Genomic DNA, 15,799 nt, shown 5'->3' with positions numbered 1-15,799 from the left:
ATCGTGGCTTGTCGCGCCCACGCGGCGGAGCCGCACATGGATGCAGCCCCCTGTCGGGGCGCTCAAGTCGCCGTCTCTTACAAAGCACTCCAGTGGTACAAGGTCATCGCCACGCTCGTCGCCAGGTTGTAGCTGCTCACCTGAGGGCGCATCGGCAGCCGCAGGAGATGGTCGGCTCGCGCGCGTAGCTCCCTCGACAACCCGGTCCGTTCCGAGCCGAAGGCGAGGATCGCGTCGTCGGGGAGTTTTACCGCCCGGATGTCCTCGCCCTCTGGGTCGAGCGCGTACAGCGGGCCCTCCGGCAGCTCGGGCACCGTCAGCCGTTCCACCGCCGTCGCGAAGTGAAGGCCCGCGCCGCCCCGGACGACCGTCGGATGCCAGGGGTCGAGGGTTCCGGTGGTGATGACTCCCCTCGCTCCGAATCCCGCCGCCAGGCGGATCACGGCGCCCGCGTTGCCCAGGTTGCGCGGCTCGTCGAGGACCACGACCGGGGCCGTGCGCGGGACGCGGGCCAGCTCGCGCAGGTTGGCCTCGCGGGACGGTCGTACGGCCAGGGCGGCCACGGCGGTGGGATGCGGGCGGGAGACCAGGGACGCGTACGTCTGCGGCGGCACCTCCGTCAGCAGGGCGGCCAGCGCCTCCCGTACGTCCGGCGCCAGCTCGTCCGCCAGGGCCAGCGCCGCCGCCCGGTCCGTGGTGACCGCCACCGGCACCTCCGCGCCGAAGCGCAGGGCGTGCTTGAGGGCGTGGAAGCCGTCGAGGAGGACGGCGGAGCCCGCCAGCCGCGCCCAGTGGTCCAGGGGGTCGGTCATGCCCCGAAGCCTACGCGGGGCTGCTCCTCCGTCTCCGGGGAGCGAGACGGGGGCAGTGCGGGGGCGCGGCGCCGGAGAACCAGGTCACGCGCGCGTGCCGCGCGGTCGCCGACCCCGAGCAGGAAGGCCGTGGGCAGGAAGACCGAGTCCGCCGCGATCATGGCGAGCGAGAAGAAGGGCAGACCGAGGACGACCGCGATCACCGCGTGCTCGGTCATCATCGCGGCCAGCAGCACGTTCTTGACCCGCCGGTTGAACAGCGTGAACGGGAAGGCGACCTGCACGATGACCGTCCCGTAGGTCACCAGCATCACCAGCGTGCCGTTGGCGGACAGCAGGTCGGCCAGGGCCGGCCAGGGCGAGAAGTAGTCCAGGTGGAGCGGGTAGTAGACGGCGGTGCCGTCCTGCCAGCGGGAGCCCTGGATCTTGTACCAGCCGGCGGTGGCGTAGATCAGACAGGCCTCGGCCATGATCACGAAGAGGGCGCCGTTGTGCAGGATGTTGGCGATGACGTCCAGCAGGATCCGCGGCTCGGGTGTGCGTGCCCAGCGGCCCGCCGCCCACCACACGGCGGCGCCCGCCCAGGTCGCCCACATGAGAGCGGGTACCAGCCAGCCGCCGCCGGTGCGGCCGGTGAGGGCCGCCAGCACCAGCAGGAGACCGGACACCGCCCACAGCGCCGGTCCGACCCGGTCGGTGACCGGCTGCTGTTCGGCACGCGCGCGTGCCGCCCGGCGCGCGTCCAGGGACCACACCTGGCCGCACCGTGTGAACACCAGGTAGAAGGACATCAGGTGCAGCACGTTGTCGCCGCCGTCGCCCATGAAGACGCTGCGGTTCTGCAGGGACAGCACGCCGACCATGAACAGCAGGGACATGGTGCGGGTGCGCCAGCCCACCACCAGCAGGGCGCTGGAGAGGACGGCCAGGAAGTAGAAGACCTCGAAGAAGGCCCGGCCGTCGGAGGCCAGCAGCGCCGTGAACGCGTGGTTGTCCGCGGTCAGCTGCTGGGCGAGGCCGAAGCTCCAGGGGCCGTCGGGGCCGTAGAGCTCCTGGCGGTGCGGGTACTCGCGCAGCAGGAACAGCAGCCAGGTGGCGGCGAAGCCGATGCGTACGACGGCCGTCTGGTACGGGCCGAGCGCGGACTCGGTGACCCGGGCGATGGCACGGGACAGGCACAGGGCGAGGCGGCTCATCGCACACCTCCGTCGGCCTCGTCCGCCGTGACCGTCCACCAGGGCAGCACCCGGTAGGCGGGGGTGTCGGAGACCTTCTCACCGCTCCAGTCCGGCGGGGGCACGTTGGTGGTGCTGGAGCGCACCTGGACGCGCTCGATGGTGCCCTTCTCACTGGTCGCGTCCCCCTCGTACATGCGCATCACGACGATCCGGCGCAGGTACTGCTCGGAGAGGGAGCCGCGCAGGCCGATGGGGCGGTTGTCGGTGCCGTGGGTGGTGACGAAGAAGTCCCACGCCCGCCGCAGCTCGTTCTGCACGGTGTGGCTCGGCAGCAGGCTGCCGTCGATGGCTCTGCCGTCCTGGGCGGACAGGTCGTTCCAGCCGGTGGTGGTCGTGGTGCCGTCCCGCATCCGCACGTCGGCGCGTACCTGCACGGCGATGTTCTGCTGAAGCGGGTTCGGCGCGAACAGCTTCCAGTTCTGCTCGAACTCCGGGTACACCCACTCCTCGATCGCCTTGCCGTGCTGCTTCGTCACCGTGTTCGCCGGCGCGACGCTCAGGAACACCATCCCGAGGTGCACGCAGGCGGCGACCGCGACCAGGGCCAGCGCGAGGGCCGCGCCGACCTGGTAGCGGGGGGAGAGGGCGGCGACGCCGGTACGGGGGGCGGCGGGGGGCTCCTGGGTGCCGAGGGGCGGTTGCGCCGGACCGGCCGCCGCGAGGGGCCTCTGATCAGGACGCGTCCCGCTCGGACCCTCCGGCCCCTGACGGGCGTCCGAGTCCCTGTCGTACGCGTCCATTACGCCCCGTTCCCCGATCCCGCCGCGTCGTCCCGTGTCGTCCGGACGGCCCATCCTGGACCGGCCCGTGTGCCGGTGCCCGGCACTCGCACGGAACGGTACTCAGCCCCGGCCGCCGGGCGCAGCCCCCGGGACCGGCCCCGGGGCGTGGCCATCGCCACTCCGGTCGGCGGCGGCCGCGGTCCGCACAGCGCTCCGCCGGACCCTGCGGCCCAGGTCGCAGCAGGTCGGACGGCGGACGAGGGCGGCCCGCGGAGCCTCGCCCGGCGAGTTGTCCACAGGCCGCGCCGAAGGTTTTCCACAGCGGTTGAACCCGGGGGCCGCGCCCTCGAGACTGTGGATCTGCCCCAGGACCGGGCGTAGCGGGTGTGGCGGGTGTATCAGTCGTTCACGGCCCGGGCGTGGAGCATACGGCGGACGGCGTCGGCGCGTTCCAGGAGACTGTTGCGGACCACGGGGGCCGCGTCCTGGGCCGCCTGCCGGGCCTTCTCGATGTATGCGGAGTCGACGGCGTACGGCGGGAAGAGCGCGGAAGTGTAGACCATCGCCGGGATCATTCCGCCCTGGTCCAGCTGGGGGATCTCGGCCAGATAGCGCTCGGCATAGGGGGCGAGCAGGGCGTCCTGGCCGGGGCGCCAGAAGGCGTCCGCCACCGCCCTGACCGACTGGACGGGCACCGTGCGGTCCACGATCAGCCGCTGCCAGACCTCCGCCTTGGCGGCCGGGTCGGGGGTGGCGGCCCGGACGGTGAGGGCACGGACCCAGGCGTCGGGGTCCGGGTCGCGTGCGAGCAGGGCGGCGGACGCGGCGGTGACGTCGGCGCCCAGTTCGGCCTCGCGGACGAGGGCGCGCCACCGCAGGTCGATGTCGTCGCCGGCCTGGTCCTGGAGCCAGGCCAGGTCCTCGGCGCCGGTCGCGGTGCGGGCCAGGCCGCGCAGGGCCACCTGGCGGCGGCCCGGGTCGTCGGCGAGCTGCCGGCACGCCTTGGCCGCGGCCTCCGTCAGGGCGGGGCGGTCGGCGTCCGGGGCCCAGAGTTCGGCGATGTTGAGGACGAGGGCCAGGAAGGGCTCGATCACGGCGTCGGACGTCTCGGCGGCGAGGACCGCGGTGAGGCACCGTCCGGCTTCGGCCGCCGTGGCCTCGCCGGCCGTGAGCATGTCCCAGACGGTGGCGGCGGCCGCGCCCCGGGAGATGGCCGTGGGCAGCTGAGCCGCCGCGCGGAAGAGCGCGTCCCGGGTGGCGGGGTCCGGGCGGCTGGTGGCGAAGGTGAGGTCGTCGTCGTTGATCAGGAGGAGGTCGGACGTGGCGGGAAGGCCGGTGACCGGGGTGCGGTCCTCGGTGACCTCGACGCGGACCAGGGCGGTGCGTTCGAGGGCATCGCCGTCACGCTCGTACGCGCCGACCGCCAGGACCTGCGGGCGCGGGGTGCCGTCGGCGACGAGGGTGACGGTCTCGCCGTCGTGCTCCAGGGTGAAGCGGTCGGTGCCGGCCGTCTCCAGCCAGGCCTTCCGCCAGCCGGCGAGGTCCCGGCCGCTCGCCTCGGCTAGGGCGTCGATCAGGTCCTGGAGGGTGGTGGTGCCCCAGGCGTGGCGGGCGAAGTAGGCGGCCATGCCGGTGCGGAAGCGGTCCTCGCCGACGTAGGTCATCAACTGCTGGAGGACGGAGGCGCCCTTGGGGTAGGTGATGTTGTCGAAGATCGACGCGGCCTGAGCGACGTCGTGGATGGGCTGGTGGATCGGGTGGGAGACCGGGCCCTGGTCGGAGAGGTAGGCCTTGAGCTTGTCGCCGGCGAGGTGGCCGGCCCAGGCGTCGGTGTAGCGGGTGGCGCCCTCCGCGGCCCAGTGGCAGGCGAACTCGGCGAAGGCCTCGTTCAGCCAGAGGTCGTCCCACCAGCGCATGGTGACGATGTTGCCGAACCACATGTGCGCCATCTCGTGCAGCAGCACGACCGCGAGCAGCTCGCGCTCGGCGGGCGTCGGCGTGGCCCGCCGCAGGAACATGTCCGACCAGGTCACGCAGCCGTAGTTCTCCATGGCGCCGCCGAACTCGGGCATGAAGACCTGGTCGTACTTGCGCTGCGGGAACGGCATCGCGAAGGCCTCGGCGTAGAAGGCGAGGCCCTGGCGGGTGAGGGTGAAGATCTCGTCGGCGTCGCGTTCCAGGACCTCGGCGAGCGAGCGGCGGGCGAAGATGCCGAGATCGTGGCCGTCGGCCTCGCGGCGGATCTCGTGGAAGGGGCCCGCGTTGACGACGGTGTTGTACACGGACAGCGGCGGGGTGTCCGGGAAGCTCCAGCGGCGGGCCGCGCCCTGCTCCTCGACGCGGGGGCCGCCGGAGTTGCTGAGGACCGTCCAGGCGGCCGGGGCGGTCACGGTGAAGGCGTGCGGGGCCTTGAGGTCGGGCTGGTCGAAGCAGGCCCAGACGAAGCGGGCCTCGTCCGGTTCGAAGCTGGTCCACACGTAGACCTCGCCATCGGCGGGGTCGACGGCCTTGTGGACGCCCGGGCTGACCGTGGTGTCGGCCTGGACGCTCTCCACGCGCAGCACGTTGTGCGCGGCCAGGCCGGGCAGCGGGATCCGGCCGTCGTCGGTGGGGGTGAGGGGGGCGCCGTTGAGGGTGGCGGAGCGGACCTCGGCCGCGCAGTCGGCGAAGGACTCGGCGCCCGGCTCGGCGCAGCCGAAGGCCACCGTGGAGACGCACCGGATCTCCGGTCTGCCGGGCAGGGCGGTGAGGTCGATGTCCACGTCGTACCGCTCGACCGTGATCAGAGCGGACCGGCGCTCGGCCTCGGTGCGGGTCAGGCTTCGGATCCCCATGTGTCCTCCCTCGTGTACCCGTCCCCCGTCGGCGGGCAGCGGGCGTCAGCCTACGACGGAAGGAGCTGGTGATCGCAGAGGTTTTCGGTTCCCTTCTTCTAGAACCTGTTCTATCTTGACGGACCGTCAGATCAGCGGACCCGCCGGGAGGACAGGACCGTGGACTTCACCTTCACCGAGGAGCAGCTGGCGGCGGCCGAGGCGGCACGGGGGGTGTTCGCCGGGGTGGCACCGGACGCGGTGCCGAGCCCCGCGCTGACCACCGGCGCCGTGGCCGAGCACTTCGACCGGGACCTGTGGGAGCGGCTGGCCGCCGCGGACCTGCTGAGTCTGCTGACGGCCGAGGAGTACGGCGGGGCGGGGCTGGACGCCATCGCGCTCTGCCTGGTGCTCCGGGAGTCGGCGAAGGTGCTGGCCCGGGTACCGCTGCTGGAGAACAGCGCGGCCATGGCGGCCGTCCAGGCTTACGGGGACGAGGAGCTGAGGGGGCGGCTGCTGACGCGGTCGGGGCGCGGCGAGCTGGTGCTGACCGTCGCCGCCGGCGGGCGCACCGGGCACGACCCGGCCGAGCTTGCGGTGACCGCACGTCGGGAGGACGGCGTCTGGGTGCTGGACGGGGTGCAGACGGCGGTGCCGTGGGTGTACGACGCCGAGCTCGTCGTCGTACCGGCGCATACCGACGGCGACCGGAGCGTGCTGGCGCTGGTGGCGCCTTCCGGTGACGGGGTCACGCTCGCCGAACAGGTGTCGACCAGCGGGGAACGGCTCGGTGAGCTGCGGCTGGAGTCGGCGCGGGTCGCGGAGCGGGAGGTGGTGACAGCGGCGGGGGCCTGGGAGTGGCTGCGGCAACTGCTGGCGACCGGAACGTGTGCGCTGGCACTCGGCGTGGGTGAGCGGGTGTTGCGGATGACCGGCGAGTACACAGGGAAGCGGGAGCAGTTCGGGCATCCCGTCGCCACGTTCCAGGCGGTCGCCGTGCAGGCCGCCGACCGGTACATCGACCTGCGGGCCATGGAGGCGACGCTGTGGCAGGCGGCGTGGCGGATCGCCTCCGGGGCGGCCGGGGCGTTGCCGGCGGCCGGGGATGTGGCGGTGGCGAAGATCTGGGCGGCGGAGGGGGTGCGGCGGGTGGTGCAGACCGCGCAGCATCTGCACGGGGGGTTCGGGGCCGACACGGAGTACGTGCTGCACCGGTATCACGCCTGGGCGAAGCAGCTCGAGCTGGCGCTCGGGTCTGCCGGGGCCTACGAGGAGGCGCTGGGGGATTTGCTGGCCGCGCATCCCCTGGGGTAGGGGGATGAGAGGTCAGGGGGCGCTCGGTCGGAGGGGAACCGCGGGGCGGTGGGGGCCGGCCGCGCAGTTCCCCGCGCCCCTTACGGGGCGCCCCGGTGCGGGGCGGCCCGGTGCGGGGCGGGGCTGCCCCGCTACCCCAGTGGGTGCGCCTCAGATGACGAAACCGGGTTCGCCCGTGTCCGTCACTACCTCTCGTCCTGCCGCCTGCCACACCTGCATGCCGCCGTCCACGTTCACCGCGTCGATGCCCTGCTGGCCCAGGTACATCGTGACCTGGGCCGAGCGGCCGCCGGAGCGGCAGATGACGTGGACGCGGCCGTCCTGGGGAGCGGCCTCCGTGAACTCGCCGTAGCGGGCCACGAACTCGCTGATCGGGATGTGCAGGGCGCCCGCGGCGTGGCCCGCCTGCCACTCGTCGTCCTCGCGGACGTCCAGCAGGAAGTCGCCGTCCTTGAGGTCCGCGACCTCGACCGTGGGCACACGCGCTGCGAAGTTCATGGCTCCGACGCTACCCGACCACTACTCCTGGGCGAGCAGCACGGCCAGCTCAGCCTCCCGCTCGGCCACGTCCTTGTAGAGCTTCTCGGCGATCTCGTCGAGGAGGCTGTCCGGGTCGTCGGGGGCCAGCCGGAGCAGGCCCGCGATGGGGCCGCCCTCCAGTTCCTTCGCGACCAGGGTGAGCAGTTCCTTGCGCTCGGCCAGCCACTCGAGGCGGGCGTACAGCTCCTCGGCGCGGCTCGGCTTGCGCTCGGGCGGGACCGGGCCGGCCGCCCACTCCTCGGCCAGCTCCCGCAGCAGGGGCTCGTCGCCACGGGCGTAGGCCGCGTTGACCCGGCTGAGGAACTCCTCGCGCCGCTCCTGCTCGGCCTGATCCTGCACCAGGTCGGGATGGGCCTTGCGGGCCAGCTCGCGGTAGAGCCGGCGGGCCTCCTCGCTGGGCCGCACCCGCTGCGGGGGCCGTACCTCCTGGTCGGTGAGCATCGCGGCGGCCTCCGGGAACAGGCCGTGACCGTCCATCCAGCCGTGCAGCAGTTCCTCGACGCCGGGGATGGGCAGGACCCGGGCCCGGGCCTCCTCGGCGGCGCGGATGTCCTCGGGGTCGCCGGTGCGGGCGGCCTTGGCCTCGGCGATCCGCGCGTCCAGCTCCTCGAGGCGGAGATAGAGGGGGCCGAGCTTCTGCTCGTGCAGGCGAGAGAAGTTCTCGACCTCGACACGGAAGGTCTCGACCGCGATCTCGTACTCGATCAACGCCTGCTCGGCGGCCCGCACGGCCTGTTCCAGGCGTTCCTCGGGCCGCGGTGCCTCAGACTGCTCAGCTTCCGGGGTCGTCACCCGACCAGACTAGGGCCTGTCGTCCTCGAGGGTGGCCGCCACCCACTCGGCGACCAGATCTCCGCGGGCCGTCACACCCCGAGTTCCGCCGGGATCCGGCCCGTCCGTACCGCGGCCACCAGTTCCTCGTGGTCCGCCTCCGTGCGGTCGGCGTAGGTCACCGCGAACGCGGCGATCGCCTCGTCCAGCTCCTCGTTCTTGCCGCAGTAGCCGGCGATCAGGCGCGGGTCGGCGCTGTGGGAGTGGGCGCGGGCCAGCAGGGCGCCGGTCATCCGGCCGTAGTCGTCGATCTGGTCGGGGGACAGGGCGGCCGGGTCGACGCTGCCCTTGCGGTTGCGGAACTGGCGGACCTGGAAGGGGCGGCCCGCCACCGTGGTCCAGCCGAGCAGGACGTCGCTGACCACCTGCATCCGCTTCTGCCCGAGAACCACCCGGCGCCCCTCGTGGTCGACGGCGGGCGCCTCGAAGCCGGCCGCCGCCAGGTGCGGGACGAGCGCGGACGAGCGGGCCTCCTTGACCTGGAGGATCAGCGGCTCGCCGCGATGGTCCAGGAGCAGCACGACATACGACCGGGTGCCGACGCTTCCGGTGCCGACTATCCGGAAGGCGACGTCGTGCGGGGCATGCCGGGAGAGCAGCGGGTGGCGGTCCTCGGAGAGAGTGGTGACGTAGTCCTCCAGGGCCGCCACGACCGCTTCCGCCTCCTCGTCCACGACCCGGCGCAGCACCGGCACGGCGTCGACGAAGCGGCGCCCGCCGTTCTCGGTGGGCTCGGTGGAACGGGCCGCGAACCGGCCGCTGGTGTTGGCGCGCGCCTTCTCCGATACCCGGCGCAGGGTGCCGAGCATGTCGTGGGCGTCGGAGTGGGAGACCAGCTCCTCGTCCGCGATGGCGTTCCACGCGTCCAGCACCGGGAGCTTCGCCAGCAGGCGCATGGTGCGGCGGTAGGCACCGGCCGCGTCACCCGCCGCCTTGCGGCACGTGTCCTCGTCGGCGCCCGCCTCCCGGCCGGCCAGCACGAGGGAGGCGGCGAGCCGCTTGAGGTCCCACTCCCAGGGGCCGAGCACCGTCTCGTCGAAGTCGTTCAGATCGATGACGAGGTCGCCGCGCGGGTCGCCGTACAGGCCGAAGTTGGCCGCGTGGGCGTCGCCGCAGATCTGGGTGGCGATCATGGTCATCGGGGTGCGGGCCAGGTCGTGCGCCATCAGGCCGGCCGAGCCGCGCAGGAACGCGAACGGGCTCGCAGCCATTCTGCCGACCCTTATCGGGATCAGCTCCGGAATGCGGTCGCGGTTGGACTCCTCGACCGCGCTCACCGCGTCGGGCCGGGAGCCGTGCAGGTCCAGGGCGTCATGACTGCGGCGCGGCACGGCCGAACGCAGCGCCTTGCCCTCCTCCTTGGGCGAGCCCTTCACCGGCCACTGCGCGAAGCCCTTCGGCGAGGGCAACTTGCGCGCGCCGGCCATCGTCAGCTCTTCCAGTCCGGTCACGTCGACCGCCTCCCCCGTACTCCGCACCCGCACCCGCACCGGCACCGGCACCGGCACCGGCACCGGCACGAACATCAATTCGTGGAAACGGTACAGGTGGGGGCCGGAAGCGCGTCAGGCCCTGTGGATAACTTCGGGGGCGGACAGGAATTCCGACCCACCTCAGGCCCGCAGGAAAGCCAGCACCGCCAGGACCCGCCGATGGGTCTCCTCCGCCGGTGGCAGGTCCAGCTTGGTCAGGATCCCGCCGATGTGCTTGCCCACCGCCGCCTCCGAGACCACCAGCTCCCGGGCGATCGCGCCGTTCGACCTCCCCTCCGCGACCAGCGCCAGCACCTCCCGCTCGCGCGGGGACAGCCGCTCCAGTGGATCCCGGCGCCGGCGCAGCAGTTGCCGTACCACCTCGGGGTCGACCACCGTCCCCCCGTCGGCCACCGCGCACAACGCCTCGACGAAGTCCGCCACCTGCCCCACCCGGTCCTTGAGCAGATAGCCGACGCCCGTCCCGTCACCGGAGTCGAGCAGATCGGCCGCGTAACTGCGCTGCACGTACTGACTGAGCACCAGGATCGGCAGCGTCGGCCGGTCCGCGCGCAGTCGCACCGCCGCGTGCAGACCCTCGTCCTGGAAGCCCGGCGGCATCCGCACGTCCGTCACGACGACGTCCGGGGCATGCTCCGCCACCGCCGCGACCAGCGCCTCCGCATCCCCCACGGCCGCGACCACCTCGTGTCCGCAGCGGCTCAGCAGCCCGACGATCCCCTCCCGCAGCAGCACGCTGTCCTCGGCCAGGACTACCCGCAGCGGTCGGTCGGTTCGCACGGCAACTCCACACGCAGCAGGGTCGGTCCGCCCGGCGGACTGGACACGGAGAGTGTGCCATCCAGCACCGACACCCGGTCCCCGAGTCCGGTGAGCCCGCTGCCCGCCGAGGCGTCCGCGCCGCCCCGGCCGTCGTCGCGCACCTCCAGGAACAACCGCCCGTCCCGGTGCCCGCCGCGCACCGAGGCACGGCCCGCGCCACTGTGCCGGTCGACGTTGGCGAGCGCCTCGCGCACCACGAAGTACGCGGCCGCCTCCACCGGTTGCGGCAGCCGTACGGGCAGCCGGAAGTCGACGTCCACGGGAACGGCCGTGCGGTCGGCCGCGTCGGCCACCGCCGCCGCCAGGCCGTGGTCGGCGAGCACCTTGGGATGGATGCCGTGGACGATCTCCCGCAGTTCGGCGAGCGCCTCGCCCGCCTCCCGCTGGGCCTTGGCGAGTTGCTCGGCGAACGGGCCCGGCGGGGCGTCCAGCAGGGCCAGGCCGAGGGTCATCGACAGGGCGACCAGGCGTTGCTGGGCGCCGTCGTGCAGATCGCGTTCGATACGCCGCCGCTCCGCCTCGAAGGCGTCCACCAACCGCGCCCGGGAGCGCGCCAGTTCGACCATCCGCGACCCCAGCTCCGCCTCGCGCGGCGCGATCAGCAACCGGGTCAGCTCGGCCCGCGCACCGGCCGCGACGCCCAGCGCGTAGCCGCCGACAGCCAACAGCGACAACCCCAGCATCGCCACCCCGAAGGCGGCCGGCCAGGTACTGACCGTCCACACCTTCAGCACCTTCGTCCCGCGCCCCTCGCCGGCCGTGGCCAGCAGCAGTGGGGCGGCGACCAGCGACAGCGGGCAGAGCAGGGCGAGGGTCACGGCGAGCGCGTCCAGGAGCCACAACAGGCCCGCGAACAGCAGGGCGTGGCCGAGCTCGCGCCAGGTCGCCCGCTCCCGCAGCCGGGTCGTCAGCCAGGCCCGCAGGCCGGTCGCGGAAGGCCGTACATGCGGGTCGTACGCCGGATGCCGGTCGACCAGCCGCAGCCGCTGCCGTTCGAGCCGGGCCACCGGAAGGCCCGCGAGCGCCGTGAGGAGCAGCAGGGGCAGCCCGACGAGTACGACGGCGAGCGCGACGCCGGCCGTGACCGCGGTGACCAGTCCCGCGAGGAGTACGGCACCGGTGACCGCGCCGGTCAGCAGGTAGCCGGCGGCACGCCAGGGCCAGCCGGAGACCAGGAAGCCGGGCCCGGCCATGGCCTGCCAGACGCTGCGGGGAGGGGGCTGCATGCCGGTCACCGTAGGCGGCGGGCCGCGGCCCCGGCCATCCGTCCAGCCACCGCGGTGGAGGTATGCCTGGCCCTACCCCGGATCTCCGTCCCGCCGCACTGCGCCACCCCACCCCCGAACGGTTTCGTGGACCCATCACCCGGCCACCCACCCGGGCCACCACCAGACGACCCTTCGAGCAGTGAGGCCACATGACCAGCGACCCCAGCGACCCCAGCGACATCGGCGACACGGGCAGTACCGGCGGCACCGGCGACACGGGCAGCACCGGCGGCACCGGCGACACGGGCAGCACCGACAGCACCGACAGCACCGACAGCACCGGCGGCACCGACAGCACCGACAGCACCGACAGCACCGACAGCACCGGCAGCACCGACAGCACCGACAGCACCGACAGCACCGGCGGCACCGGCGACGCGATCACCTTGCGTTCCGTCAGCAGGCGTTACGGCTCCGGCGACAGCGCCGTCACCGCGCTCGACCAGGTCTCCCTGGGCTTCCCGAAGGGCACCTTCACCGCCGTCATGGGCCCGTCCGGCTCCGGCAAGTCGACGCTGCTGCAGTGCGCGGCGGGCCTGGACCGGCCCACCTCCGGGTCGGTCCTGCTGGCCGGGACCGAACTGACCGGGCTGAGCGAGACGAAGCTGACCCGGCTGCGCCGGGAGCGGGTCGGGTTCGTGTTCCAGTCGTTCAATCTGCTGCCCTCGCTGACCGCCGAGCAGAACGTGGCGCTGCCACTGCGGCTGGCCGGCCGGCGCGTGCCGAGGTCCCGGGTCCGCGAGGTGCTCCGGCAGGTCGGTCTGGGCGAACGCGCCCGGCACCGGCCGACCGAGCTGTCCGGCGGGCAGCAGCAGCGGGTGGCACTGGCCCGTGCCCTGATCACCCGCCCGGAGGTGCTCTTCGGAGACGAGCCGACCGGCGCCCTGGACTCACGGACCGGCCGGGAGGTGCTGACGCTGCTGCGGGCCATGGTCGACGACCAGGGCCAGACAACCGTCATGGTCACCCACGACCCCGTCGCCGCCTCCTACGCCGACCGCGTGGTCTTCCTGGTCGACGGCCGGGTCAACGGCGAACTGACGAGCCCGAGCGCCGACGCCATCGCGGCACGGATGACCGAGCTGGAGAAACCCCCCACGACCGACACCGACACCGCACCCCGAACCAAAGCCGCGACGAACACCGGAACCACACCCCGAACCAACACAACGACCGGCCCCGAAACCGCACCCCAAACCAGACCCACCACCGACACCGACCCCACACCCCGGACCGAAACCGCGACCGACACCGCACCCGCGACCACCCCGGGCACCGCACCCGCGACCACCCCCGGCACCACCCCCGCGACCACCCCCGGCACCACCCCCGCCCCCCAGCCGGAGGCGCTCCCGTGCTGAGTGTCGCCCTGCGTACCCTCCGCGCCCGCTGGGTCACCTTCGTCGGCGCATTCGTCGCCCTCGCGCTCGGCGTCGGGCTGCTCACCGTGATGGGCCTCGCCCTCGCCGCCTCGCTGGACGCGCCGACCCGCGCCCCGGAGCGGTTCGCCGCCGCCCCGGTCGTCGTCCAGGGCACCGACACCCTGCGCGTGCCCACCCCGATCGGCGACCGCACCCAGAAGCTGGCCGAGCCGCGTGCCGTACCCCCCGCCGCCGTCGCCGAGTTGGCGAGGCTCGGCCGGCTCACCCCGGACCGCTCCTTCGCCGTACGGGCGCGGGGCGGGCCCGGCGATCTGGTCGGCCACCCCTGGTCGGTCGCCGCGTTCGCACCGTACGAGATCGCCTCGGGGCGTGCCCCACGCGCCGCCGACGAGGTGGTGGTCAGCGGCACCTGGGCGAAGCCCGGCCAGAGCCTGCGCACGCAGCACGGCAGCGTCAGGGTCGTCGGCACGGTCGCCGACCGCGGCTTCGAGCACGCCGTCTTCTACACCGACGCACGGTCCGCGCAACTCCAGCCCCACAGTGTGCAGTTGGCCACATTCTCCGATGTCGCGGCCGTACGGAACGCGGTGAAAAACATCACGGGCGTCCGGGTCCTCACCGGCGCCGACCGCCGCTACGCCGACCCGGATCCCGACCGTGACCGCGAGGCGCTGACCGCGCTGAACGCCCTCTTCGGCACGGCCGGCGGGGTCACCGCCTTCGTGTCGGTGTTCGTGGTGGCGTCGACGTTCGCCTTCGCGGTCGCCCAGCGCCGCCGCGAGTTCGGTCTGCTGCGCGCCGCCGGGGCGACGCCCGGGCAACTGCGCCGGACGGTGGCCGCCGAGGCCCTGCTGGTCGGCGTGATGGCCTCGGCGGCGGGCTGTGTGCTCGGCCGCTACGGCGCGCCCCGCCTGGTCCGCTGGACGGTCGACGGCGGACTCGCCCCGGACTGGTTCGAGACGGGTGACGCCGTCTGGCCGTACTGCGCGGCCTTCTCGACCGGAGTGCTGGTCGCGCTCTGCGGAGTGGTCGCCGCGTCCTGGCGGGCGGGCCGGACCGGACCGGCGCAGGCGCTGCGCGAGGCAGCCGTGGACAACAGGCCGATGACCTGGGGGCGTTGGCTGTGCGGCGGGGCTCTGTTGCTGGCCGCGGCGGTGCTCCCGTTCCTCGGCGACCCGGGCGCTCTGCTGCACCGCAAGAGCTATGTGAGCCGTCCGATGCTGCTGATCACGGCGATCGCCCTGCTGGCCCCCGTCCTGGTCCGCCCGCTGACCCGGCTGCTCACCTGGGCCCCGGCGCGGCTCCCGGGCGCCGCCGGCCTGCTGGTGCGCGAGAACGCGGCCGCCGCGGTGCGCCGTACGGCCTCCGTCGCGGCGCCCGTGCTGGTGACGGTCGCCCTCGCGGGTTCGCTGCTCGGCGCCACCGCCACGCTCAACGCGGCCAGGGCCGCCGAGATCCGCGACCGGACCACCGCGGCCTTCGTCGTCACGCCCTCGGCGGACGGGTTCGACGGAGCGACGCTCAAGGCGCTGCGCGCGGTGCCCGGCACCGAGGTGTCGATGACCTCGGCGAGCGCGGTGTACGTCCTGGAGGACGGGGTCGCGCTGGTCAGGTCCGAGGCCAGGGCCGCCGATCCCGCCGCGCTGGCCGCCACCGCCCGCCTCCCGCTCGCCGCCGGCCGGACCACCGGCCTGGACGACGGCTCGATCATCGTCAACGAGGAGTGGGAGAGGCACACCGTCGGGCAGCGGGTGCGGGTGTGGCTGGGCGACGGCACCCGGAAGAACCTGCGCATCGCCGCCGTGATGACACGGGGCACCGGCGACAACGGGGTGTACGTCACCCCGGCCAACGCCGCCGGCGCGGCCGTCGACCGGGTCGACGTGGCCCTGGCGGACGGCGCGGACGCGGCCGCGGTGGCCGCCGGCCTGCGCGGGGCGGTCCGGGCGGACGGCGGCCGGGTCCGCACCGCGGACCAGTGGATCGCGGCGACCTACCCGCGGACCGACCGCACCACTCGCCTCGGCTTCCTCCTGGTCCTCGGCATCGCGCTCCTCTACACCGGGATCTCCCTGGTCAACACCATGGTGATGGCCACCTCCGACCGGGTCCGCGAACTGGCCGCGCTACGGCTGGCCGGCGCCACCCGGCGCCAGGTGCTGCGGCTGGTCGGCGCCGAGGCGCTGACGGTGGTCGCGGTCGGCGCCCTGCTGGGCCTGCTGGTCACGGCCCTGAACCTGGCGGCCGTCGGGGTGGCCCTGCGCGTCCTGCACGCCCCGGCCGCCTTCGCCCTCCCCTGGCCGGCCCTGGGCGCCACCACCGCCGTCTGCGCGGCCCTCGCGGTCCTGGCCGCGACCGCACCGGCCGCCGCGGCCACCCGAAGACCGCACCCGTCCACCCGGTGACCCACCCAGCGGTCCGCCCAGTGACCCACCCACCGGTCCGCCCAGTGACCCACTCCGTGGTCCGCCCAGTGAGAGACACCTCACACCGGCAGGAAAATCACACCGTCACCCCGGGCTGGCCGACCACACGCCCGCCCCGTGAACCACAACGGCACAGCA

The 15,799-nt window shown here is 73.7% G+C and carries 11 protein-coding genes and 1 pseudogene; 3 read left to right on the top strand and 9 right to left on the bottom strand.

Annotated features, from left to right (window positions below; all coding sequences use genetic code 11):
- Nucleotides 1-77: 77 nt before the first annotated feature.
- The 4 genes from AB0N16_RS17710 to pepN all read right to left on the bottom strand — a co-directional run bounded on the left by AB0N16_RS17710 (nt 78) and on the right by pepN (nt 5,606).
- Entirely contained in the window at nt 78-812 is a 735-nt protein-coding gene (locus tag AB0N16_RS17710) for a TrmH family RNA methyltransferase (RefSeq protein WP_365797581.1), read from the bottom strand.
- Nucleotides 809-2,008 (bottom strand): HTTM domain-containing protein, encoded by a 1,200-nt coding sequence (locus AB0N16_RS17705; RefSeq protein ID WP_365797579.1) that lies wholly within the window; start codon nt 2,006-2,008, stop codon nt 809-811. The genes AB0N16_RS17710 and AB0N16_RS17705 overlap by 4 nt, the downstream gene beginning before the upstream one ends.
- Complete coding sequence (locus AB0N16_RS17700) at nt 2,005-2,790, bottom strand: DUF5819 family protein (protein WP_365797577.1); 786 nt, start codon at nt 2,788-2,790, stop codon at nt 2,005-2,007. Before AB0N16_RS17700 ends, AB0N16_RS17705 begins: the two co-directional genes overlap by 4 nt.
- Nucleotides 2,791-3,170: 380 nt before the next feature.
- Nucleotides 3,171-5,606 carry an aminopeptidase N gene (gene pepN / locus AB0N16_RS17695; RefSeq protein ID WP_365797575.1) on the bottom strand — a complete coding sequence of 812 codons (2,436 nt, stop codon included), beginning with the start codon at nt 5,604-5,606 and terminating at the stop codon, nt 3,171-3,173.
- A 159-nt stretch (nt 5,607-5,765) separates the two neighbouring features.
- Here pepN and AB0N16_RS17690 point away from each other — a divergent pair, with 159 nt between their 5' ends.
- A complete protein-coding gene (locus tag AB0N16_RS17690; RefSeq protein ID WP_365797573.1) occupies nt 5,766-6,899 on the top strand; it encodes an acyl-CoA dehydrogenase family protein in 1,134 nt (377 codons plus the stop codon).
- 150 nt (nt 6,900-7,049) lie between these two features.
- Here AB0N16_RS17690 and AB0N16_RS17685 read toward each other — a convergent pair whose 3' ends face one another.
- From AB0N16_RS17685 to AB0N16_RS17665, 5 genes are all read right to left on the bottom strand, one after another.
- A complete protein-coding gene (locus AB0N16_RS17685; protein WP_351738617.1) occupies nt 7,050-7,379 on the bottom strand; it encodes a rhodanese-like domain-containing protein in 330 nt (109 codons plus the stop codon).
- Between the two features lie 39 nt (nt 7,380-7,418).
- A complete protein-coding gene (locus AB0N16_RS17680) occupies nt 7,419-8,231 on the bottom strand; it encodes a hypothetical protein (RefSeq protein WP_365797571.1) in 813 nt (270 codons plus the stop codon).
- A 71-nt stretch (nt 8,232-8,302) separates the two neighbouring features.
- A complete protein-coding gene (locus tag AB0N16_RS17675; RefSeq protein ID WP_365797891.1) occupies nt 8,303-9,697 on the bottom strand; it encodes a DUF2252 domain-containing protein in 1,395 nt (464 codons plus the stop codon).
- A 186-nt stretch (nt 9,698-9,883) separates the two neighbouring features.
- Nucleotides 9,884-10,543 (bottom strand): response regulator transcription factor, encoded by a 660-nt coding sequence (locus AB0N16_RS17670; RefSeq protein ID WP_365797569.1) that lies wholly within the window; start codon nt 10,541-10,543, stop codon nt 9,884-9,886.
- Nucleotides 10,516-11,778, bottom strand: coding sequence for a sensor domain-containing protein (locus tag AB0N16_RS17665; RefSeq protein ID WP_365797889.1), 1,263 nt, complete (start codon nt 11,776-11,778; stop codon nt 10,516-10,518). The genes AB0N16_RS17670 and AB0N16_RS17665 overlap by 28 nt, the downstream gene beginning before the upstream one ends.
- A gap of 455 nt (nt 11,779-12,233) precedes the next feature.
- Between AB0N16_RS17665 and AB0N16_RS17660 the strand changes: the two are divergent.
- Nucleotides 12,234-12,941: pseudogene (locus AB0N16_RS17660) on the top strand (ABC transporter ATP-binding protein); the annotation flags it as partial.
- 266 nt (nt 12,942-13,207) lie between these two features.
- Nucleotides 13,208-15,640: an ABC transporter permease gene (locus AB0N16_RS17655; RefSeq protein ID WP_365797567.1), complete on the top strand. Its 2,433-nt coding sequence runs from the start codon at nt 13,208-13,210 to the stop codon at nt 15,638-15,640.
- Nucleotides 15,641-15,799 lie beyond the last annotated feature (159 nt).

The sequence above is a fragment of the Streptomyces sp. NPDC051105 genome (assembly GCF_040682795.1).
GTDB lineage: Bacteria > Actinomycetota > Actinomycetes > Streptomycetales > Streptomycetaceae > Streptomyces.
This window is presented reverse-complemented; position numbering and strand designations above follow the sequence as displayed.

Coding starts and splice junctions, on each gene's coding strand:
- AB0N16_RS17710 (WP_365797581.1), bottom strand. CDS start 812: ATGACCGACCCCCTGGACCACTGGGCGCGGCTGGCGGGCTCCGCCGTC.
- AB0N16_RS17705 (WP_365797579.1), bottom strand. CDS start 2,008: ATGAGCCGCCTCGCCCTGTGCCTGTCCCGTGCCATCGCCCGGGTCACC.
- AB0N16_RS17700 (WP_365797577.1), bottom strand. CDS start 2,790: ATGGACGCGTACGACAGGGACTCGGACGCCCGTCAGGGGCCGGAGGGT.
- pepN (WP_365797575.1), bottom strand. CDS start 5,606: ATGGGGATCCGAAGCCTGACCCGCACCGAGGCCGAGCGCCGGTCCGCT.
- AB0N16_RS17675 (WP_365797891.1), bottom strand. CDS start 9,697: ATGGCCGGCGCGCGCAAGTTGCCCTCGCCGAAGGGCTTCGCGCAGTGG.
- AB0N16_RS17665 (WP_365797889.1), bottom strand. CDS start 11,778: ATGGCCGGGCCCGGCTTCCTGGTCTCCGGCTGGCCCTGGCGTGCCGCC.